This is a genomic window from Synechococcus sp. RedBA-s (assembly GCF_024345495.1).
Taxonomy (GTDB): domain Bacteria; phylum Cyanobacteriota; class Cyanobacteriia; order PCC-6307; family Cyanobiaceae; genus Regnicoccus_A.
Genome location: NZ_JAGQBF010000020.1, coordinates 15,308 through 36,006, shown reverse-complemented (window position 1 = coordinate 36,006; position 20,699 = coordinate 15,308). Strand labels below are relative to the sequence as shown.

The following is a 20,699-nucleotide window of genomic DNA, read 5'->3' as shown; positions in this document are numbered from 1 at the left end:
CGGCGTCCCGAGGAGCAGACCGAAGGCCACAAGGGTTCCTAAAGTCGAGATCCGTGAGGCGTCCTGCCTGCCCACGACCCCCAGCCATGGTCGATGCCAGCCTGCTCAAATCCACCACCCGCCACGTCAGGGTGTTCACCGCCCGGGTGGAGGACGGCGAGCTGATCGCCGATCCCAGCCAGCTGACCCTGGACCTGGACCCGGACAATGAATTCCTCTGGGAGGTGTCCGTGCTCGCCAAGGTCCAGCAGCGCTTCCGCGAGCTGGTGGCCGCCAGCGCCGGCCATGACCTGAGCGAATACAACCTGCGCCGCATCGGCTCGGAGCTCGAAGGCTTCATCCGCCAGCTGCTGCAGGCCGGGGAGCTGCGCTACAACCCGGGCGCCCGCGTGCTCAATTACTCGATGGGCCTGCCCCGCACCCCGGAGACCCCTTGACACGATCCCGCTACAGCCGCCCAGACAGCACTCGCGGTGACAGCAGCCGTGCTGACGGTGGCCGCAGCAGCTATGGCCGTGGCAGCGAGACCCGTCCCAAGCCAGCCGCAGAGGGACGCGATCCCTATGAGGCCTATGAGCGCGAGCCCCGGGGCCGACGGATGGCCGAGCGAGGCGGTGGCGGCGGCAGTGGTGGGCCGGGCGGCACTGGTGGAGCCGGCGGCGGTGGCGGCAGTCCGATTCAGCTGAATGTCGGCACCATTGCCGTGCTGGCCGGCGTGCTGGTACTGGGCATCGGTATCGGCACAGCACTGTCGAGCAACACCCCCGGCAACCAGGGCAACATTGCCAGCAGCCAGCAGCTGGATCTGGCGGTGCCCGATCCCGAGTTCTGCAAGCAGTGGGGGGCCAGTGCCTTTGTGATGGATGTGGAGCTCTACACCACCATGAACCCCAGCAGCAGCTTCGTGACCCAGCCCACCCTGCAGCCGGGCTGCGTGATCCGGCGGGAAAACTGGAGCGTGCTGCAGAAGGAGGGCGCGGTGACCTCCGAGCAAATACGCCAGTGCAAGCAGCGCATGAACACCTTCGCCTACATCGGCTCGATCCGCGACAAGCCTGTCGTGCGCTGCGTTTACCAGACCGACATCAGCGGCAACAAGTTCCAGACCAAGGGCATTGCCGACGATGCCGCCGGCCTCACCCCCGAAGCTGGCCAGTTCTGATCGGAGTGCTGGCTCAGGAGGCCGAGGCCGCCTGGGCCACAGCCTCCACCGGGGTGGCCGAAGGCCGTACCGCGGGCTGGCGCAGGGGGCTATCTGGACTGGCGAACACCGGCAGAATTTCGCGGCGGAAGGCCTCGGAGGCCCTGGAGCAGTAGCGGGCGGGGTGGGTGATCAGCTTGAGCTGACGGCGCACCAGCAGATCAGAGACGATCGGGCGGTGCAGGCTGCCCGTGGCCAGTTCGCGCTCGATCGAAACCACCGGCAGGAAGGCGGCGCCAAGGCCCGACTGCACGGCGTTCTTGATCGCCTCAAAGGAGTTGAGTTCCATCTCGATCTTGAGGCGCTGCACCTCGAAACCGGAGCGCGCCAGCAGCTGATCCACCATCTTGCGGGTGGTTGACTGGGCATCGAGGCAGACGAAGCCGAGGCGGTAGAGGTCGTCCTTGTGCAGCTCCGGCAGGCGCGCGAGGGGATGCTTCACCGGCAACACCAGCGCCAGCTCATCGTTGGCGTAGGGCACCACCTGGAGCAGATCCGTCAGTTCGGTGGGCAGCTCGCCGCCAATGATCGCCAGATCGACCTGACCATTGGCCACGCTCCAGCTGGTGCGGCGGGTGCTGTGCACCTGGAGTTGCACCGAGACATCGGGGTATTTCTGGCGGAACAGGCCGATCATGCGGGGCATCAGATAAGTGCCCGTGGTCTGGCTGGCCCCCACGATCAGGGAGCCACCGCGCAGGTTGTGGAGATCATCGAGGGCGCGGCAAGCCTCCTGGCACTGGCTGAGGATCCGGTCGCAGTAGCTGAGCAGGAGGTGGCCGGCTTCAGTGAGCTGCGCCTTGCGACCGCCCCGATCGAACAGGGAAACATCCAGCTGCTTCTCCAGGTTCTGGATCTGCAGACTCACCGCCGGCTGGGTGACGTAGAGGCTGTCGGCAGCCTTCTTGAAGCTGCCCTCGCTGGCGATGGCGCGCAGGATGCGCAGCTGATCGAGGGTGAAGGGCAGATCAGCCATGGGATGGGCCCTGGGCCTGGCTCCGGCTGGAAGCCAGAACTCTAAAGGGGAAACTCGTTCCCCCCGTTGCCCGTGACCCCAGGCCGGGATGGAACGACACCTCCGCCAGAATCTCCGCTTCCGCTGCGGCTTCTTGGCTCTGTCCCCGCCCTGCTTCGCCCTGCTCACCGCCGCTCTCGCCGCCGGCCCTGGCGCCGGCCTCGAGGTCGTGCCGCCGGAGCACCACTCCAGCCTGGTGATGCTCGCCCTGCTGCTGGCCTTCGCCCTGGTCCACAGCGGTGGTGCGGCCCTGCGGGTGCGGGCGGAACAGCTCCTGGGGCCCCGGCTGTGGCGCCTGCTGTTCGCCGCGGTGAGCATCCCGTCGGCCGTGGTGGTGGTGGGCTATTTCATCGCCCACCGCTACGAGGGGGTGCGGCTGTGGAACCTCCAGGGCACCCCAGGACTGATCCCGCTGGTCTGGGTGGGCACGGCCATCAGCTTTTTCTTTCTCTACCCGGCCACCTACAACCTGCTGGAGATCCCGGCAGTACTGAAGCCGCAGGTGCGCCTCTATGCCACCGGGATCATCCGCATCAGCCGCCATCCCCAGGCGGTGGGACAGGTGCTCTGGTGCGCCACCCACCTGCTCTGGATCGGCAGCAGTTTCATGGTGGTCACCTGCGTTGGGCTGATCGGCCACCACCTGTTCGCGGTCTGGCATGGCGACCGGCGGCTGCGGGCTCGTTTCGGGGAGGCCTTCGAGGAGCTGCGCGCCAGCACCTCAGTGATTCCTTTCCGCGCCGTGCTCGACGGCCGCCAGCAGCTGGTCTGGGCAGAAGTCCTGCGGCCCTCCCAGTTGGGAATCGTCATCGCCATCGCTCTGCTCTGGTGGAGCCACCGCTTCCTGGGCCTGGCGGCCGGGGCGTTTCTGGGGGGACCGCTGGGTCGGCTGCTGGGCTGAGGTGGCCCCTGACAGCAGCGCTGGCCCCCTGATCGCGGTCCAACACACAGCCCGAAGCCAACGGGGCAAGCTGCTTACACTCCGGTGGCCCGCACCCTGAGCTGGATGACGTCGGCTGCCGAACTTGCCTGGTTGATCCCCGTGTTGCCCCTGGCGGGGGCGGCCATCACCGGCCTCGGCCTGATCAGCTTCAATCGAACCGTCAACCGGCTGCGTAAGCCGGTGGCCCTGCTGCTGCTGAGCTGCGTCGGGGCGGCTGCGGTGCTCAGTTTCGCCGTGCTGGCAGAGCAGCTAGCGGGGGCACCCACCACCGAAGTGCTCTTCGACTGGGCCAGCGCCGGCAGCTTCAATCTGCAGATGGGCTTCCGAGTGGATGCCCTCGGCGCCGTGATGCTGTCGCTGGTCACCACCATCGCCCTGCTGGTGATGGTGTATTCCGATGGCTACATGGCCCACGACAAGGGCTATGTGCGCTTTTTCACCTATCTGGCCCTGTTCAGCAGCTCAATGCTGGGCCTGGTGATCAGCCCGAACCTTCTGGAGATCTATGTCTTCTGGGAGCTGGTGGGCATGTGCTCCTACCTGCTGGTGGGCTTCTGGTACGACCGTGACGGAGCCGCCAACGCCGCCCAGAAGGCCTTCGTGGTGAACCGGGTCGGCGACTTCGGCCTGCTGCTGGGCATCCTCGGGCTCTTCTGGGCCACCGGTGCCTTCGGCTTCGAGGAGATCGGCGCGCGCCTCTCCGAGGCCGTGGCCAGCGGCAGCCTCTCCAACGGTGCGGCGGTGCTGCTCTGCCTGCTGGTGTTCATGGGACCGATGGCCAAGTCGGCCCAGTTCCCCCTGCACGTGTGGCTGCCCGACGCCATGGAGGGTCCCACCCCCATCTCCGCCCTGATCCATGCCGCCACGATGGTGGCCGCCGGCGTCTTCCTGGTGGCGCGGCTGCAACCGGTCTACGCACCCTTTCCACAGGTGCAGCTGGTGATCGCCGTGGTGGGCACGATCACCTGCTTCCTGGGGGCCTCGATCGCCCTCACCCAGATGGACCTGAAGAAGGGGCTGGCCTACAGCACAGTCAGTCAGCTGGGTTACATGATGCTGGCCATGGGCTGCGGAGCCCCGGTGGCCGGCATGTTCCACCTGGTCACCCATGCCTTCTTCAAGGCGATGCTGTTCCTGGGCTCCGGCTCGGTGATCCATGCCATGGAGGAGGTGGTGGGCCATGAGCCGGTGCTGGCCCAGGACATGCGCCTGATGGGAGGCCTACGCAAGTTCATGCCGGTGACATCGATCACCTTCCTGATCGGCTGTGTGGCCATCAGCGGCATTCCGCCCCTGGCGGGCTTCTGGAGCAAGGACGAGATCCTTGGCCAGGCCTTCAACACCTATCCACTGCTCTGGGTGGTGGGCTTCCTCACCGCCGGCATGACGGCCTTCTACATGTTCCGGCTCTACTTCCTCACCTTCGAGGGCGAATTCCGCGGCAACGACGCAGCCGTTCGGGCCCAGCTGCTCCAAGAGGCCGGCAAGGCGGCCCCTGGGGCCGCGGTGGAAGGCGAGGGAGCCGGCCATGGCCAGCACGCCAGCCACCCCCATGAATCCGGCTGGCAGATGACTCTCCCCCTGGCGGTGCTGGCGGTGCCGTCGGCGCTGATCGGCCTGCTGGGCACCCCCTGGCACAGCCGCTTCGCCGGTCTGCTGAATCCCGAGGTGGCCGCTGAGATGGCGGAGCATTTCTCATGGGCTGAATTCCTACCCCTGGCGGCGGCTTCGGTGGCGGTCTCGATCACCGGCATCACCATTGCGGTGCTGGCCTACTCGCTGCACAAGCTGGATCTGGCCACCCTGGTGGCCGCCCGCTTCCCCAGCCTCAACGCCTTCCTGGCCAACAAGTGGTATCTCGACGACCTCAACGACAAGCTGTTTGTCCGCGGCAGTCGCAAGCTGGCCCGTCAGGTGCTTGAGGTGGACGCCAAGGTGGTGGATGGGGTGGTGAACCTCACCGGCCTGCTGACGCTGGGCAGCGGCGAAGGTCTCAAGTACTTCGAAACCGGCCGGGCCCAGTTCTATGCCCTGATCGTGTTCGGTGGCGTCATCGCCCTGGTGGTGCTGTTCAGCAGCTTCTGAGCCCGGGCACTGTGTGTGTCATCCCTTATCTGGGGGCGGGCTGAGCGGCAGGTATTTCTACACTCCGCCCAGACCTGATCCCTGCCTCCGTGCCGCTCGATCCTGCCGTTGCCACGGGCGCCCTTGCGGCCTTGGGCGACGCCCCCGCCACCGCCTTCCCCTGGCTGAGCGTTTCGATCCTGATGCCGATCGCCGCGGCCCTGCTGATCCCCTTCATCCCGGATCCAGGCGACGGCAAGACGATCCGCTGGTACGCCCTTGGTGTTGCTCTGGTCACCTTCCTGGTGACCGCCGGCGCCTACCTCAACGGCTACGACCCCTCCGTGGCCGGACTTCAGCTGATCGAGCGGGTGGAGTGGGTGCCCAAGCTGGGCCTGGCCTGGTCGGTGGGCGCCGATGGGCTCTCGATGCCCCTGATCCTGCTCACCAGCTTCATCACCGCCCTGGCGGTGCTGGCGGCCTGGCCGGTCACCTTCAAACCTCGCCTGTTCTATTTCCTGATCCTGGCCATGGACGGCGGCCAGATCGCCGTCTTCGCCGTGCAGGACATGCTCCTGTTCTTCCTCTCCTGGGAGCTGGAGCTGCTGCCGGTGTACCTGCTGCTGGCGATCTGGGGCGCCAAAAAGCGCCAGTACGCCGCCACCAAGTTCATCCTCTACACGGCCGGCGGCTCGGTGTTCATCCTGCTGGCTGCTCTGGCGATGGGCTTCCAGGGTGGTGGCCCCCCCAGCTTTGAGTACACAGCCCTGGCGGCTAAGGAGTTCGGCACCCGCTTCGAGCTGCTGGCCTACGCCGGCCTGTTGATCGCCTTCGGCGTGAAATTGCCGATTGTGCCCTTGCACACCTGGCTGCCCGATGCCCACGGCGAAGCCACGGCACCGGTGCACATGCTGCTGGCCGGCATCCTGCTGAAGATGGGGGGCTATGCGCTGCTGCGCTTCAACGTGCAGCTGCTGCCCGACGCCCACGCCCAATTCGCCCCCCTGCTGGTGGTTCTGGGGGTGGTGAACATCATCTACGCGGCGCTCACCTCCTTCGCCCAGCGCAACCTCAAGCGCAAAATCGCCTACAGCTCCATCAGCCACATGGGCTTTGTGCTGATCGGCATCGGCAGCTTCAGTGCCCTCGGCACCAGCGGCGCCATGCTGCAGATGGTCAGCCACGGCCTGATCGGCGCCAGCCTGTTCTTCCTGGTGGGAGCCACCTACGACCGCACCCACACCCTTCAACTCGATGAAATGGGCGGGGTGGGCCAGAAAATGCGCAAGATGTTCGCCCTCTGGACCGTCTGCTCCCTGGCCTCGCTGGCCCTGCCTGGGATGAGCGGCTTCGTTTCCGAACTGATGGTGTTCGTCGGCTTCGTCACCAGTGAGGCCTATTCGCTCAGCTTCCGCATCGTCATGGCCTCCCTGGCGGCGGTGGGGGTGATCCTGACTCCCATCTACCTGCTCTCGATGCTGCGAGAGATCTTCTTCGGCAAGGAGAACAGCGAATTGGTCTCCCACTCCAAGCTGGTGGATGCCGAACCGCGGGAGATCTACGTGATTTCCTGCCTGCTGGTGCCGATCATCGGCATCGGCCTCTACCCCCGCCTGATGACCGACAGCTACCGCGCGTCGATCGAAGCCCTGGTGCAGCGTGAGGAGGCCTCCATGGCCCGGATGATTCCAGCCGGCCGCCAGGGGCTGATCCGCCAGAATCTTCCCCTGGCCCTGCTCAACCCTGGAGGGGAAGCCCAGCAGCACCTGCTGGTGGCCCCCCTGCTGCCCTCAGCAGGGGGGTAACGGGGGAGTTACGAAACTCTGCGGATCGCTCCCTCCCATCCCCCTGTCCTGGGGGGATGCCTACGCTCCCAGCCAGTCGGGCCCACCGGGGCCATCCGGGCTCCAGCCTTCACCCTTTCTTTCGCCTCGCCCCAAGCGTTTCGAACCATGCGTCAGCTGAACTTCGTGCTGATCTTCAGCTTTGGTCTGGCCACGGTGATGTTCACCCTGGAAAACACCACAGCCACCACAGTGCACTTCCTGCCCGGGGTGAGCGCCACCCTGCCCCTGGCCGCGATGATGCTGGTGGTGGGAGGTCTCGGCGCCACCGCCGCCTGGGTGTTCGCCGTCTGGACGGGCGTTGTCAAGAAGGTGGAGGAGCTGCAGGAGCAGGGCGAGCTGGTGGCCCAGCAGGTGCGGATCCAGGAGCTGGAAGCCGACGTTCAGCGCTACCGGGCCACGGTGGATGCCCAGCTGAGCCTGCTGCCGGCCGCCGGCCAGAGTTCAGCCCCGAGCCCTGAGCCCGCCTCCAACGAAGCCTGAGACCAGGCCCTGCTGGCCACAGCACCCCAGGCGGGGTACGTTTCGCTCAGATGGGGAAGGGTCTTGGCTGAAGCCGGCGCCAGGCTGGCGATTCGCCTGCTGCAGGATGCCGCCGAGCGCGGCGAGATCGACCCCTGGGACGTGGATGTGATTGCCGTGGTCGATGGCTTCCTCGACCAGCTGCGCCAGCGCATCGGTGCCCCCAGGCTGGTGAGCAGGCCTGGTGAGGGCGGCAGCTTCGAGAGCGATCTGGCCGTCACCAGCGAGGCCTTCCTGGCGGCCTCCGTGCTGGTGAGCCTCAAGGCTGAGATCCTCGAGCAGCAGACCCTGCCGCCGGAGCCGGAAACGGAACTGGAAGCCTTCCCCTTCGGTGACGACGACGCTGAATCCTTTGAATTGCTGTCGTTTCAGCTGCCGCGGCGGCCGGAGCGGCACCTGCTGAGGCGCGCCGTGGCACCTCCTCCTCTGCAGCGTCCGGTGACCCTGGGGGAGCTGATCCGCCAGCTGGAGGACATCTCCGAGCGGCTGGAGCAGGGGGACGTGAGCGGACGAACCCGCCAGCGCGGACGCCGCTACAGCGAACGGGCGGCGATCGAGCAGGTGGCGGCCCTGGCCCACCGCGAGAAACTGCCGGAAACCACCGCCGCCCTCAGCCATTTCCTGCTGGAGTGGCAGGCCGCCAGCGACTGGGTGGACTTCGAGCTGCTGGTGGAGGCCTGGGCCGAGGCCGCCCCGGCGGATCTGGACCAGGACCGGGTGGGCGTGTTCTGGGCGCTGCTCTTCCTCTGCTCCCAGGGCAAGGTCGACCTGCAACAGGGTGGCGATCTCTTCGGGCCCCTCTTCCTCAGGGGCTGCCTGGAGGAGGGGGTGACCAGGCTGCCCTCTGCCCTGCCGCAGGGACTGGGGCCAGCTCCGTCTCCGGCTCGGGAAGCTCGAGCAGCATGAAGTCCTTCATTAAACTGCATTGAATCTGATCACAAGCGGACAGGTGCCCATGAAGGCCATGATTCTCGCGGCCGGCAAGGGAACCAGGGTGCAGCCCATCACCCACACGATTCCCAAGCCGATGATCCCGATTCTGCAGAAACCCGTGATGGAGTTTCTGCTGGAGCTGCTGCGTCAGCACGGGTTCACCGAAGTCATGGTCAATGTTTCACACCTGGCTGCGGAAATCGAGAATTATTTCAGAGATGGGCAGCGCTTCGGTGTCGAGATCGCCTACAGCTTTGAAGGTCGCATTGAAGACGGTGAACTCATTGGTGCCGCCCTGGGCTCCGCCGGCGGTCTCAAGAAGATCCAGACCTTTCAACCCTTCTTCGACGACACCTTCGTGGTGCTCTGCGGCGATGCTCTGATCGATCTCGACCTCACCGAGGCTGTGCGCCGCCACAAGGAGAAGGGGGCGATGGCCTCCCTGGTCACCAAGCGGGTGCCCAGGGATCAGGTGAGCAGCTACGGCGTGGTGGTCACCGATCAGGACAACCGGGTGCTGAGCTTCCAGGAGAAGCCCTCCCTGGAAGAGGCCGCCAGCGACATGATCAACACCGGCATCTACATCTTCGAGCCGGAGGTTCTCGAGCACATTCCCGCCGGCATCCCCTTTGACATCGGTGCCGACCTCTTCCCACGGCTGGTGACAGCCAAGGCCCCCTTCTACGCCCTGCCGATGGATTTCGAGTGGGTGGACATCGGTAAGGTGCCCGATTACTGGCAGGCGATCCGCAGCGTGCTCGAGGGCAAGGTGCGTCAGGTGCAGGTGCCGGGTCGGGAAGTGCGGCCGGGGATTTTCACCGGCCTGAACGTGGCCGCCGACTGGGACAAGATCAACGTGACCGGTCCCATTTACGTGGGCGGAATGACCCGCATCGATCCGGGGGTGACGATCGTGGGACCGGCGATGATCGGACCTAGCTGCCACATCTGTGAGGGCGCCACGATCGATAACTCGATCATCTTCGACTACTCCCGCATCGGTGCCGGTGTGCGCCTGGTGGAGAAGCTGGTGTTCGGCCGCTACTGCGTCGATCGCAACGGCGATCACTTCGACCTGCAGGAAGCGTCCCTCGACTGGCTGATCACCGACGTGCGCCGCCAGGACGTGGGCCAGCCCTCGCCCCAGCAGAAGGCGATGGCTGATCTGCTCGGCACCGATCTCGCCCTCAGCGTGGGCGGGAGCTGACTTCCGTCAGCAGCGATCCAGCAAGGGCTGAAACACCCGCCTCGGCCAGGATCTGGGGGATGCGCTCCTCCGCCTTGACCGCCATCAGGTGAACCCCCTGGGCAATGCCGCTGTAGGAGCGCACCTGCTCGGCGGCGATGGCCACCCCCTCGGCCGCCGGATCTGCCGAGGCTGCAAGCCGGTCGATGATCGACTGGGGGATCGAAGCCCCCGGCACCACGCGGTTGATGAAAGCGGCGTTGCGCGCCGACTTGAGCAGGAATACCCCCGCCAGCACCGGCAGGCCGAGGGGTTCACTGATCTCAGCGCAGAAGCGACGCAGGGCTTCCGTGTTCATCACCATCTGGGTCTGCAGGAAGCGGGCACCGGCCGCCTGTTTGCGCGCCACCCGGGCCCGCAGGCCACTCCAGCTGCCCGACTGGGGATCGGCCGCAGCCCCGGGGAACAGGGCCGTGGGACCGTCCGGCAGCAGGCCCTCCACCGGATCGAGACCCGCGTTGAGACGACCCAGCAACTGCAGCAGACGCACCGCCTCCAGCTCATTGACGGGCCGGGCGCCGGGCTGATCACCAGCGCCCACCGGATCCCCGGTGAGGCAGAGCACATTGCGAATGCCGAGGGCATGGGCACCGAGCAGCTCGGCCTGGAGGGCGATCCGGTTACGGTCGCGGCAGGCCAGCTGCAGCACGGGCTCCAGCCCGCCATCGAGCAGCAGGCGGCAGAGGGCGAGGCTGCTCATGCGCATCACGGCCCTGCTGCCGTCGGTGACATTGACGGCATGGACCAGACCGCGCAGCTGGGCGGCCACCGCCAGGGTGCGACTGGGATCACCTCCCCGCGGAGGGGTCACTTCAGCGGTGATGGCGAACTGACCGCTCTCCAGGGCCTGGCGCAGAAGCAAAGGGCAGAAGATCGCTCAGGCCCCATCATGCGCCAGCGGCCACTGCTTACAGTGGGACAGTGGAGGCCTGGAATCTGGATGTCCGATCGAGACCATCTCATCCAGCTGCGCTCCAGTCTTTCGGAACGCGAGCTTGAAATCATCGAGCGGGTTGCTACTGGCCTGACCAATCAGGAAATCGCCTTGGAGCTGATGATCAGCAAGCGCACCGTCGACAACCACGTCAGCAACATCTTCACCAAGACAGGCGCCAAGAACCGCGTGGCCCTCCTGAACTGGGCGATGGACAACGGCAAGATCTGCCGTGATGGGTTCAACTGCTGCCACTTGCCCAGCCCTCAGGACTGAGCCCCAGCCGAGAACGCGCGCTGTAGCTGGGGCGCCTCAACACTGGCCGTGAGCGACTGGAGGCTATAGCCATCGGGGCCGAGGCCGAAAAGATCGGCATAGTCGAGGCAATCCTCACTGTCGCGGCCGGCAAAGCGCAGCACACCCTGGTGGTCGTAGAGGCCGATCACGAGCTGATCTGGGGCAAGGGGAATAAGGAGAAATCCTTAACGAAATCCTAGTGGATGTCGCTGTCGTTACAAAGGCCCTCCGCCCACAGATCCTGCCGCTCCCCTTGCGGCCAACGGCCCCAGGGCCGCCGCGCCAGGGCCGCATTACTGAGCTCCCCGCGCCCAGTGATCTCCAGCTGGCACCAGGCCGGCAGTATCAGCGCCTGGTCCTCCCGCTCCAGCTCCACCTCCGCCACCACCAGGGGGGCGTTCTCCGCCTCGAACACGTCCAGCACCCAGTCGCCACCGGGCAGGTCAAGGCCATAGCGCTCCTTGCTCAGGCTGGCCGCCGCTAGATCCAGCAGCTCCCTGGCATCAGCGACGGGAATCTCATACTCAAACTCCGCCCGGGTGATAGCGGTGACCCTGGCCTTGAGGGTCAGCCAGGCCCTGGCCTCCCGCACCACTTCGCTTCGCTCCTCCGCCAGGCGTACCCGCACGGTGACCCCATCGGCCGAGCCCTGCAGATAGCCCTGGCGCAGCTGCTGTTGCCAGAGGATGTGCTCTCTCCAGCCGGTCCCCACCACCAGGAAGCGGCGCTCGATCTCAAGAGCCACCGATGCAATCCCCACTCAGGCCCGGCCATCCTGGCGCCAGGGCCAGCTGCGCTGCTGCTGTGCTCAGTTGGCGGAGGGTTCTGAAGCGGTGAGGTCGCCGGCCCAGTGCAACTTATGGCTGAGGGTGCGGTAATAGGAGGGGCTCTGCTGCAGCACCACCATCAGGGCGCAGTGGCTGGAGCGCTGCACCACACAGCGATCGCCCGGCTCCAGCACCGTGGCATGGGCACCGTCCTTCCAGAGCTTCACCCGCCGGCTGGGCTCTCCCAGGGGCCAGATCGCCAGCTGCGAGCGCGGCGGCACCACCACCGGCCGGCTGGAGAGGCTCATCGGGCAGATCGGATTGACCACGATCGCATCGATGCCGGGATGGAGGATCGGACCACCTGCCGCCATGGCATAACCGGTGGAGCCAGTGGAGGTGGCGATGATCAGGCCATCACCGCGGAACTGATCCACCACTTCGCCGTCGATCTCCAGCTCCAGGACGCAGGTGGGTGAGAGCTCATCGAGGAAGGGGCGGAAATAGAAGTCATTGAGTGCCCGGTGCAGCCGGGCGGGGCCGCCGGTGGCGGGGTCTTCCGGCTCCTCGCCTTCCGGCACCCCATCGCCGCGATCCACGAAGGCCTCCAGCATCATGCGCCGCTCGAGGGCAAAGCGATCGTCGCGCAGACGCTGCCAGAGGTTGTCCTCCAGGTTGCTGGTGCTGAGCACCAGCAGCTTGCGCTCGTGGGTGAGGAAACCCAGGTGTCCGCCGACGTTGAAACTCAGGATCGGCACATCCAGGGGGCCGAGGTGGCGGGCCGCCCCCAGCACGGTGCCGTCACCACCCAGCACCACGGTGAGGTCGGGCAGGCAGGGCTCGGTGGCCAGCAGGCCCGGAAAGGGATTGGAGCTGGCTCCGCTGCTGGCCACAGTCACCTCAACCCCCTGAGAGCGCAGGTCTTCGCAGCAACGCCTGGCCTGGCGCTGGGCCGCCTGGCTGCCGGAGCGAACGATCAGCCAGACCCGCTGGAGCTGCATAGGATCAGGCGTGAACCCCGAATCGCCACTCCGGCGCTGGTGCGGGGGCGGTTCTCACCAGCGCAACAGGTTGAAGCGCTCCATGTCGACGGTTTCGCGGTTGCGGTAGAGGGAGAGCAGGATCGCCAGGCCCACGGCCGCTTCGGCGGCCGCCACGGTGATCACGAAGATGGTGAACACCTGACCGCGGATCTGCTGGCCATCGATGTAGCTGGAGAAGGCCATCAAGTTGATGTTGACGGCATTGAGCATCAGCTCGATGCACATCAGCACCCTCACGGCGTTGCGGCTGTTGATCAGGCCCCAGACACCGGTGCAGAAGAGGAGGGCCGCGAGGACCAGGTAGGCCTGGAGCGGAATATCAAAGGAGGTTGCAGGCATGGTCAGACTTTTTCCAGCAGGGTGGTCTCGCCGGCGGTGCTCTCCAGCAGCAGGGGGGTGCGCTCCTTCTCCAGAAGTCCCTGATCAGCCGCTTCACCGGTGATCACATCGCTGCTGAACACGTCGCGGCGGGCGAGCACAATCGCTCCGATCATGGCCATCAGCAGAAGCACAGAGGCCAGCTCGAAGGGCAGCAGATAGTCGCTGAAGAGGTGGATGCCAATCAAGAGGGCAGAGTCGTCGGCTAGCGGGGCGGGGCCAGGCACCGCCCAGGGGGTGGTGAGATCAACCCGCAGGATCAGCAGGAAAAGGCCCAGGCAGACGGCGCCGGAGAGCACCCGCCGCAGCAGCAGACCAGGAATCTCGGCCATCTCCTCTTTCTTGTTCACGAGCATGATCGCGAACAGGATCAGCACGTTCACGGCGCCCACGTACACAAGCACCTGGGCCGCGGCGACAAAGCTGGCATTCAGCATCAGGTATAAACCTGCCACCGAGAGGAATACCCCAGCAAGCAGGAAGGCGGAGTAAACGATGTTGGGCAGCAGCACCACCCCCAATGAGCCCACAACCAGGGTGAGGGAGAGGACAACGAAGCAGATGAGCTGGGTGACGGACGCGATCGTCATCAGGCTTTCTCCGCAGTCTGGGCCGCTGCGGCCGCCATCTCAGCCTGCACTTGCTCGGGCAGTTTGCCGGCCCTGGCTCTGGTGGGGTCCACCCCGTGGGGGTCCATCTCACCCTTGGGCAGATAGGCCAGCTCGCGCAGGGGCACCACCGCCGGATCACTGGTGACGCTGGTGGGCAGGCGGCCAAGGGCGACGTTGTCGTAGTTGAGGCTGTGGCGATCAAAGGCCGCCAGCTCGTACTCCTCAGTCATGGAGAGGCAGTTGGTGGGGCAATACTCCACGCAGTTGCCACAGAAGATGCATACCCCGAAATCAATCGAGTAATTCTTCAGCTCCTTCTTCTTGGTCTCCTTGTTCATCACCCAATCAACCACAGGCAGGTTGATTGGGCACACCCGCACGCAGACCTCGCAGGAGATGCACTTATCGAACTCGTAGTGGATCCTGCCGCGGTAGCGCTCCGAGGGGATCAGCTTCTCGTAGGGGTATTGAACGGTGATCGGCCGGCGGCGCAGGTGATCAAACGTGACCGAGAGGCCCTGGGTGATGTAGTTGGCCGCGCCGACGGCGTCCTTGGTGTAGTCACCGACCTTTTGCAGGAATCCGAACATGGCGGGGGAGTCGGAGAGGAACGAAGACAGGGGCTGAAAAGCTGGAGCTGGAGCTGGAACCGACGCTGGACCTGGGTCTGAGCACTGGGCCCATGATGACGGGCTGGCTGCTTATCCGCCGAAAAAGGCCGGAAAGGCCAGCTTCAGGCCGGCGGTGACCAGCAGGTTGACCAGGGCGATCGGCAGCAGGAACTTCCAGCCCAGATCCAGCAGTTGGTCGATGCGCACCCGAGGCAGCGTCCAGCGCAACAGGATGGCGATGAACACCAGCAGATAGGCCTTGAGCACCGTCATGACGATGCCGAGGGAACCGGTGATCAACTGCACCAGCGGAGCATCCACCGACTGACCGATGGCGCCGGCCAGCCACTCCACGGGGATGGGGAAGCCCCAGCCGCCGAGATAAAGGACCGCCACCAGCAGGGCCGAGAGCACAAGGTTGATGTAGCTGCCCAGATAAAACAGGGCGAACTTCATGCCGGCGTATTCGGTCTGGTAGCCGGCCACCAGCTCTTCTTCAGCCTCGGGGAGGTCGAAGGGGAGGCGTTCGCATTCGGCCAGGGCGCAGATCCAGAAGATCAGGAAGCCCACCGGCTGGCGCCAGATGTTCCAGCTGAGGATGCCGGCGCCGCTCTGCTGGTTGACGATGTCGACGGTGCTGAGCGAGTTGCTCATCATCACCACCGCCAGCACCGCCAGGGCCAGGGGGATTTCGTAGCTGATCGACTGGGCCGCAGCCCTCAGGCCGCCCAGAAGGGAATATTTGTTGTTGCTGGCGTAGCCGCTCATCAGCAGCCCGATCGGCTGGATGCTGCTCAGGGCGATCCAGAGGAACACGCCGATGCCCACATCGCTGATCAGCAGGTTCTGGCCGAACGGCACCACCAGCCAGGAGAGGATCACCGGCACCAGCACCAGCACCGGGCCGAGGGTGAACAGCAGGCCGTCGGCGCGACGGGGGATGACGTCTTCCTTGAACAGCAGCTTGAGGCCATCGGCCATCGGCTGCAGCACCCCCAGGGCGCCAGCGTATTCAGGGCCGATCCGCTGCTGCACGGCAGCCGAAATCTTGCGTTCCAGCCAGACGTTGACCAGCACGCCGATGACGGCGGCCACCAGCACCAGCAGCATCGGCAGGGGCAGCCAGAGCAGATGGGCCGTGCCCTGGCTCAGGCCGAAGCCCTCCATCGCACTGGTGAAACTGGATTGCAGGTCCAGGCCGGGGCCCACCACTGCCAGGGCTGAGCCAGCGGTGGACAAGGGAACTGGTGCCGGGTCGATCAACACCGTGACAACTCCGCGTTGAGCTGAGATGGGGGCAACTTAAACGCCTGGCAGGGCGTTGCGGGCATCCTGAGGCAACCAAGTCCTCCGGGCCGCACCGGTATAGATCTGCGTGGGCCGGTAAATGCGGTTGGCTCCCAGCTGCTCCTTCCAGTGGGCCAGCCAGCCCGCCACCCGGGCGATGGCGAAGATCGGCGTGAACAGGTCCCTGGGGATGCCCAGCTTGCGGTACACCAGCCCGGAATAAAAATCGACGTTGGGATAGATGCCCTTGGGCCCCAGCCGCTCGGAGGCCACCTCCTCCACCCGCCGGGCCACGTCGTACATGGCGTCGTGACCGAAGCGATCGAACAGCTGCTCGGCCAGCCCCTGGAGAATCACGGCCCGGGGGTCCTTGACCTTGTATTCCCGGTGGCCGAAGCCCATGATCTTCTGTTTCTCGGCAATGGCCCGATCCAGCCAGGCTTCCGCCCGGTCTTCGCTGCCGATCTGCTCGAGCATGGCCAGCACGTCTTCGTTGGCACCACCATGGAGCGGGCCGGCCAGGGTGCCCACCGCCGAGGCCACCACGGCGTAGGGGTCGGTGAGGGTGCTGGCGGTGACCCGGGCGCTGAAGGTGCTGGCGTTGAGGCTGTGCTCGGCGTGCAGGATCAGGCAGGCATCGAAGATCCTGGCCGCCAGCGGGTCGGGCTCCCGCTCGGTGAGCATGTAGAGGAAGTTGGCGGAATAGGAGAGATCGTCGCGGGGCTGAATCGGATCCTGGCCCAGGCGGATCAGCTGGTAGGCAGCCACCATCGTGGGAATCTTGGCGATCAGACGGACCACCGCCGCCTCGATGTAAGCGGGATCATCCAGGGCCCGGCGGGAATAGAACAGGCCAAGGGAAGCCGCGCTCGACTGCAGCGCGTCCATGGGGTGCCCGTCGGCCGGGAAGCACTTCATCATGTCGCGGATGCGGAAGCTCACCCGCCGGTGCATCTGCACGTTGTGCTCGAAGGCCCGCAGGTGCTCAGTGGTGGGCAGCTCACCCCAGATCAGCAGATGGGTGGTTTCCAGGAAGGTGCTGTAGGCCGCCAGTTCCTCCAGGGGATAGCCGCGGTAGGTGAGCAGACCCTTGAGGCCATCGATGTCGCAGATGGCCGACTGGGTCGCCGGCACACCCTCCAGCCCGGGACGGAAGACGGGTGCCGCATCGGCCGCGACCCGGTTTGCATCCACCACCATTGGCATCGTCCCTGCTTTGGACCCGAAGCTAGGTCGAGGCTCCGCCCCCTGCCGTAGCCCTGCAGACCAGTGCTCAGATGAGGCAAGCGGGGCTGATCAGCAGGCGCAAACAGCCGCGGCCCACCAGCGGCAGAGGGGAGCCACCAGCGGTGACTGGCCACTCCAGCAGGGCCACTCCGGCCTTCTTCAGGCGCAGAGCGCCTGGGGGGGCGCCGCAGAGGCGGGCGGCCAGGACGCTGAGGTCGGGCTCATGGCCCACCAGCCCCAGGCGGCCACCGGCGGCCAGGGGGCCATCTGGGGCCAGCCATTGCTCCAGCAGCGGCAGCGGGTCGGCATCGGGGCTCAGTCCCGTCGCGATCGCCAAGGCAGCGCAGAGGCCCTGCTCGCGGGCGATCTGGGCGGTCTGCAGCGCCCGCAGCAGCGGACTGCACAGCAGCTGATCGCAGGCCAACTCCAGCTGCTTGAGCCGCCGCACCACCGCGGTCGTCCGCTGCCTGCCTCGCTCCGTCAGGGGGCGCTCACCGTCGGGCCGCGCACCGGGGCCAGGCGCCTGGCGCTCCTCGGCGAGGCCATGGCGCAGCAGCAGCAGGGAACGCCTGGCCATGGTCAACCCAGCTCCAGGCGGGCCCGCAGGGCCAGCAGGGACGACGGGCCCAACGGTGGCGGCGCCTCCTCCAGCAGGGGTGGCTGGATCGCCAGGCTGAAGGCCAGACCCTCCACCCCATCCACCAGCGGACGGCCCACCAGGCTGGAGACCAGTTGCCAGGGATGCCAGGGGGCCAGCAGGCCCCGGGAGGGCACGGCGGCGAAGGCCGCCTGTAGGGGAGCGTCCCGGCGGCCCAGGGTCTGCAGTTGCTCGATCCGCTGCCGGGGGGCCTGGCGATCCTGCAGCTGGTCGTCGAGCGCCGCCAGTCCCTCGCCCCACCAGGAGGTGTCGCCCTGGTCGAAGCGGACACCGGCCAAGGTGGCCTGCAACCGGTCGGGATCACCTTTGCCGGGGCGGGCTTCCAGGCGGCTCCAGACCTGCAGGGTCTGGCCCGAGCGGGCCAGGGGCGCTGGGCTGTAGCCCTGCTGGGCCAGGGCGGGGCTGAGGTCCTCGCTGCCAAGGGCCGAGGCGGCGGTGGCGAGCAGCCAGTCGTCCTTGCGGCGCAGCCCCAGCAAAGGGCCGTGGTCGGCGGCCGCCACCAGCGACGGCAGCGGCCCATCGAGCTGAGCGAGGCTCTGTCGCAACAGCGGCCCCACCAGGGCCGTCCAGAGATCAGCGCTGGCCGGATCGGCCTGATCAGCAGGATCCGCCAGCAGGGAGGCCGGATCCTGGAGCAGAGCCAGGCTCGCCACCGGCCCGCTGAGCTGGCCGAGCAGGTCGGGGAGCGGATCCAGCTGGAGCGGCGACAAGGCCTGACGAACGGGCAGCAGCGCCTGCAGCTGCAGGCTGCGGCCGTCAGGCACCAGGGCCGCCACCAGTTCACCGATCCCCTCAACCCCCGCCAAGGCTGGAGGAAGATCGAGCCAGTCGCTGAAGGCCTGCGGGCGGGCGGTGAGCAGGACCACACCCCGCTCCAGCCGGTCCACGGCGGCCTGGAGCGAGGCCTGCCCCGCCTGGTTGAGTTCCTCGATCTGAGACACATCAAGGGCCTGCTCCAGCACCCCGCGGCCGGAGGCGATCAGCACCAGCTGGTCGTCGATCAGGGCCGTGGCCAGGGGCTGGCTCGACTCACCCACCAGGGCGCCGCGGCCGCTGATCAGCCCCATGCCCCGGTAACTGCTGATCTGCAGGGCGGTGCCCGCCAGGCTGCGGGACTGCCAGAAGCGCTGCAGGAAGCGGCGGGCGCCCTCCGGTTCGCGGCAACCCAGCGCCAGCAGCCAACCCGTTGCCCCCCCACTCCCCTCAGGGGCGATCACCGCCAGGCTGGTGTCTGGACCCAGCCAGCCGGCCAGTTCGCTGGAGTAGTCGAGGCCGGCCGTAGCGAAGGCGCCATCGCGCAGGTTCAGCATCAGCTCGGCCGCATCCCGACGTTGGCGCGGAGGTGCCACGGCCCTGGCGTAGGCCACCAGGTCGTCGGGTTCCACCAGCAGGTGAAGACTGAGCAGCGCGCTGCGCGGCACGAAACGGGCAGCCAGGGGCAGGTGCAACGGCTGCCGCTCCAGGCGCATGGGACTCTGGCGCAGAGCCAGCCACCAGAAGCCTCCCCCCAGGGAGAGCAGAAGCAGTGCTGCCGTCAGCACAGCAGCCAGGAAGGGGCGAACCTTCATGCGCCGCACTCAGGGGTTCTGTCATCTTCATCCATGGCCATGCCGGCTGACAGCCCCAGGGCCCAGTGCGCAGCCGATCCCGTCACCATCGATGCCATGACCACCCCGACCCCCCGGGCGATCCGCGCCAACGAACTCCAGCAACGGCTGCAGGCCGGCGAACCGCTGCTGCTGGTGGACGTGCGCGAGCCGGCTGAGCTGGAGATGGCCTCGCTGCAGGAGCCCGTGCTGCATCTGCCGCTCAGCCGCTCAGCCGAGTGGGTGGAGCGCATCGAGAGCCTGATCGGTCGCGACCGGACCGTAGTGGTGCTCTGCCATGCCGGAATCCGCAGCTGGCAGTTCGCCTGCTGGTTGATGGAGGCCCAGGGCTACGACGACGTACTCAACCTGCAGGGGGGCATCGACGCCTGGAGCGTGGAGGCGGATCCCTCGGTGCCGCGTTACTGAAGCCCGATCAGCGCTGCTGGATTGCCGCGTGAGGGCCGCGGACTGGCTGCAGTGGCGACTTTCTCCGTACCATCAACTCCTGACCGTCCGCCGATGCGCATTTGATCGCCCTGCCCCAGCGCCAGCAGCAGGTGTTGCAGGCCACGGTGCATCACTACGTCGACACGATGGAGCCCGTGGGCAGTCGCACCCTGATCCGACGCTTCGGCCTGGCCGCCAGCGCCGCCACGGTGCGCTCCACCATGGGAGCCCTGGAGCAGCGGGGCCTGTTGCTGCAGCCCCACACTTCGGCCGGTCGCATCCCCAGCCAGAAGGGCTACCGCCTCTACGTGAATGAGCTGTTACCAGCTCCCGGTGCCGGGGCCGTGCAACTGCAGCGGGAATTGCTGGGCCTGAGCCTGCAGTGGGCTGCCCTCGATGATCTGTTGCTGCACCTGGCGCGGCGCCTGGCCGATCTCACCGGGCTGATGAGCCTGATCACCCCACCGCAGCTGGCTGAATCACGGCTGCAATCCCTTCGGCTGGTGGCCAACGCTGAGCGACTGCTGGTGCTGCTGGTGGAGAACGCGCTGGTGGCCAGCAGCCTCAACCTGCACCTGCCCCCTGGGGTCAGCCCGGAGCTGCCGGCCCTGGAGGGGTGGCTGCAGTCGGAGCTGGATCGCCCTCCCGGGGGCCAGATCCGCTGGGAGAACCTCCCCTCCCAGCTGCGCAACAGCGGCGGCGTGCTGCGCCAGGCCCTGCGCAGCCACCGTCAGGCCCGGATCAGTGAGGGCGACAGTGCCGTGGTGGTGGGTCTGGGCGGACTGCTGGGGCAGCCCGAATTCAGCCGCAGTGCCGATCTCAGGCCCCTGCTGCAGCTGGTGGAGGAGGAGCCTCTGCGCCTGCTGCGCCCGGACAGAGAACAGCAGCTGGAGGGCATCTGGATCGGTGCGGAGCATCCCCACCCCGCCCTGCACCATTGCGCGCTAGTGCGGGCCACCTACCGGAGCGGCGACGGCAGTGAAGGCCAGGTGGCGTTGCTGGGCCCCATGCGCATGGCCTACGCCACGGCCCTCTCAGCGGTACGTTCGGTGGCCTCTAGCCTGCAGCGTCTGCTCAGCTGA

23 protein-coding genes are annotated in these 20,699 nt (G+C 66.7%); 11 read left to right on the top strand and 12 right to left on the bottom strand.

From position 1 onward, the window contains the following. Positions 1-86: 86 nt before the first annotated feature. Both KBY67_RS09705 and KBY67_RS09700 read left to right on the top strand, forming a co-directional pair. The gene (locus KBY67_RS09705) at positions 87-437 is read left to right on the top strand and encodes an NAD(P)H-quinone oxidoreductase subunit M (protein ID WP_255110822.1); all 351 of its coding nucleotides are present in this window, start codon (positions 87-89) and stop codon (positions 435-437) included. Beyond that, a complete protein-coding gene (locus tag KBY67_RS09700) occupies positions 434-1,162 on the top strand; it encodes a DUF3172 domain-containing protein (protein WP_399214246.1) in 729 nt (242 codons plus the stop codon). The genes KBY67_RS09705 and KBY67_RS09700 overlap by 4 nt, the downstream gene beginning before the upstream one ends. A gap of 13 nt (positions 1,163-1,175) precedes the next feature. Here KBY67_RS09700 and KBY67_RS09695 read toward each other — a convergent pair whose 3' ends face one another. Next, complete coding sequence (locus tag KBY67_RS09695; RefSeq protein WP_255110821.1) at positions 1,176-2,177, bottom strand: LysR family transcriptional regulator; 1,002 nt, start codon at positions 2,175-2,177, stop codon at positions 1,176-1,178. Between the two features lie 238 nt (positions 2,178-2,415). On the opposite strand from KBY67_RS09695, the gene KBY67_RS09690 reads away from it, so the two are divergent. The 6 genes from KBY67_RS09690 (at position 2,416) to KBY67_RS09665 (ending at position 9,729) form a co-directional block, all read left to right on the top strand. Further along, on the top strand, positions 2,416-3,117 hold the full coding sequence (locus KBY67_RS09690) for an NnrU family protein (RefSeq protein WP_255110848.1): 702 nt from the start codon (positions 2,416-2,418) through the stop codon (positions 3,115-3,117). Positions 3,118-3,222: 105 nt separating this feature from the next. Next, the gene (locus tag KBY67_RS09685; protein WP_255110820.1) at positions 3,223-5,244 is read left to right on the top strand and encodes an NAD(P)H-quinone oxidoreductase subunit 5; all 2,022 of its coding nucleotides are present in this window, start codon (positions 3,223-3,225) and stop codon (positions 5,242-5,244) included. A gap of 182 nt (positions 5,245-5,426) precedes the next feature. Next, the gene (locus KBY67_RS09680; RefSeq protein ID WP_399214254.1) at positions 5,427-7,028 is read left to right on the top strand and encodes an NAD(P)H-quinone oxidoreductase subunit 4; all 1,602 of its coding nucleotides are present in this window, start codon (positions 5,427-5,429) and stop codon (positions 7,026-7,028) included. A 147-nt stretch (positions 7,029-7,175) separates the two neighbouring features. Beyond that, a complete protein-coding gene (locus KBY67_RS09675) occupies positions 7,176-7,550 on the top strand; it encodes a LapA family protein (protein ID WP_255110819.1) in 375 nt (124 codons plus the stop codon). A gap of 63 nt (positions 7,551-7,613) precedes the next feature. Then, the gene (locus tag KBY67_RS09670) at positions 7,614-8,495 is read left to right on the top strand and encodes a segregation/condensation protein A (protein ID WP_255110818.1); all 882 of its coding nucleotides are present in this window, start codon (positions 7,614-7,616) and stop codon (positions 8,493-8,495) included. 49 nt (positions 8,496-8,544) lie between these two features. After that, on the top strand, positions 8,545-9,729 hold the full coding sequence (locus tag KBY67_RS09665) for an NDP-sugar synthase (RefSeq protein ID WP_255110817.1): 1,185 nt from the start codon (positions 8,545-8,547) through the stop codon (positions 9,727-9,729). Here KBY67_RS09665 and KBY67_RS09660 read toward each other — a convergent pair. Next, positions 9,710-10,630: a methylenetetrahydrofolate reductase gene (locus KBY67_RS09660; protein ID WP_255110816.1), complete on the bottom strand. Its 921-nt coding sequence runs from the start codon at positions 10,628-10,630 to the stop codon at positions 9,710-9,712. The genes KBY67_RS09665 and KBY67_RS09660 overlap by 20 nt on opposite strands. Before the next feature lie 78 nt (positions 10,631-10,708). Here KBY67_RS09660 and KBY67_RS09655 point away from each other — a divergent pair, with 78 nt between their 5' ends. After that, positions 10,709-10,978, top strand: coding sequence for a LuxR C-terminal-related transcriptional regulator (locus KBY67_RS09655; RefSeq protein ID WP_255110815.1), 270 nt, complete (start codon positions 10,709-10,711; stop codon positions 10,976-10,978). Here the strand turns inward: KBY67_RS09655 and KBY67_RS09650 are convergent. The 10 genes from KBY67_RS09650 to KBY67_RS09605 form a co-directional block, all read right to left on the bottom strand. Further along, complete coding sequence (locus KBY67_RS09650) at positions 10,969-11,148, bottom strand: hypothetical protein (RefSeq protein ID WP_255110814.1); 180 nt, start codon at positions 11,146-11,148, stop codon at positions 10,969-10,971. The two genes, KBY67_RS09655 and KBY67_RS09650, sit on opposite strands and share 10 nt — an antisense overlap. 47 nt (positions 11,149-11,195) lie before the next feature. Further along, on the bottom strand, positions 11,196-11,744 hold the full coding sequence (locus tag KBY67_RS09645) for a CYTH domain-containing protein (RefSeq protein ID WP_255110813.1): 549 nt from the start codon (positions 11,742-11,744) through the stop codon (positions 11,196-11,198). A 63-nt stretch (positions 11,745-11,807) separates the two neighbouring features. After that, positions 11,808-12,767, bottom strand: coding sequence for an NAD(+) kinase (locus tag KBY67_RS09640; protein WP_255110812.1), 960 nt, complete (start codon positions 12,765-12,767; stop codon positions 11,808-11,810). Positions 12,768-12,821: 54 nt separating this feature from the next. Then, positions 12,822-13,148: an NADH-quinone oxidoreductase subunit NuoK gene (gene nuoK, locus KBY67_RS09635; RefSeq protein ID WP_255110811.1), complete on the bottom strand. Its 327-nt coding sequence runs from the start codon at positions 13,146-13,148 to the stop codon at positions 12,822-12,824. Positions 13,149-13,150: 2 nt separating this feature from the next. After that, positions 13,151-13,777 (bottom strand): NADH-quinone oxidoreductase subunit J, encoded by a 627-nt coding sequence (locus KBY67_RS09630; RefSeq protein WP_255110810.1) that lies wholly within the window; start codon positions 13,775-13,777, stop codon positions 13,151-13,153. Then, positions 13,777-14,388, bottom strand: coding sequence for an NAD(P)H-quinone oxidoreductase subunit I (gene ndhI, locus KBY67_RS09625; RefSeq protein ID WP_255110809.1), 612 nt, complete (start codon positions 14,386-14,388; stop codon positions 13,777-13,779). The genes KBY67_RS09630 and ndhI overlap by 1 nt, the downstream gene beginning before the upstream one ends. 111 nt (positions 14,389-14,499) lie before the next feature. Beyond that, on the bottom strand, positions 14,500-15,618 hold the full coding sequence (gene nuoH / locus KBY67_RS09620) for an NADH-quinone oxidoreductase subunit NuoH (protein ID WP_255110846.1): 1,119 nt from the start codon (positions 15,616-15,618) through the stop codon (positions 14,500-14,502). A gap of 93 nt (positions 15,619-15,711) precedes the next feature. Further along, positions 15,712-16,902, bottom strand: coding sequence for a citrate synthase (locus KBY67_RS09615; RefSeq protein ID WP_255110808.1), 1,191 nt, complete (start codon positions 16,900-16,902; stop codon positions 15,712-15,714). Positions 16,903-16,969: 67 nt separating this feature from the next. Then, positions 16,970-17,500, bottom strand: a complete 531-nt coding sequence (locus KBY67_RS09610) for a histidine phosphatase family protein (RefSeq protein ID WP_255110807.1) — start codon at positions 17,498-17,500, stop codon at positions 16,970-16,972. 2 nt (positions 17,501-17,502) lie between these two features. Next, complete coding sequence (locus KBY67_RS09605) at positions 17,503-19,149, bottom strand: DUF3352 domain-containing protein (protein WP_255110806.1); 1,647 nt, start codon at positions 19,147-19,149, stop codon at positions 17,503-17,505. Between the two features lie 33 nt (positions 19,150-19,182). Here KBY67_RS09605 and KBY67_RS09600 point away from each other — a divergent pair, with 33 nt between their 5' ends. Then, positions 19,183-19,596, top strand: a complete 414-nt coding sequence (locus KBY67_RS09600; protein ID WP_315855573.1) for a rhodanese-like domain-containing protein — start codon at positions 19,183-19,185, stop codon at positions 19,594-19,596. A 101-nt stretch (positions 19,597-19,697) separates the two neighbouring features. Then, on the top strand, positions 19,698-20,699 hold the full coding sequence (locus tag KBY67_RS09595) for a heat-inducible transcriptional repressor HrcA (protein WP_255110805.1): 1,002 nt from the start codon (positions 19,698-19,700) through the stop codon (positions 20,697-20,699).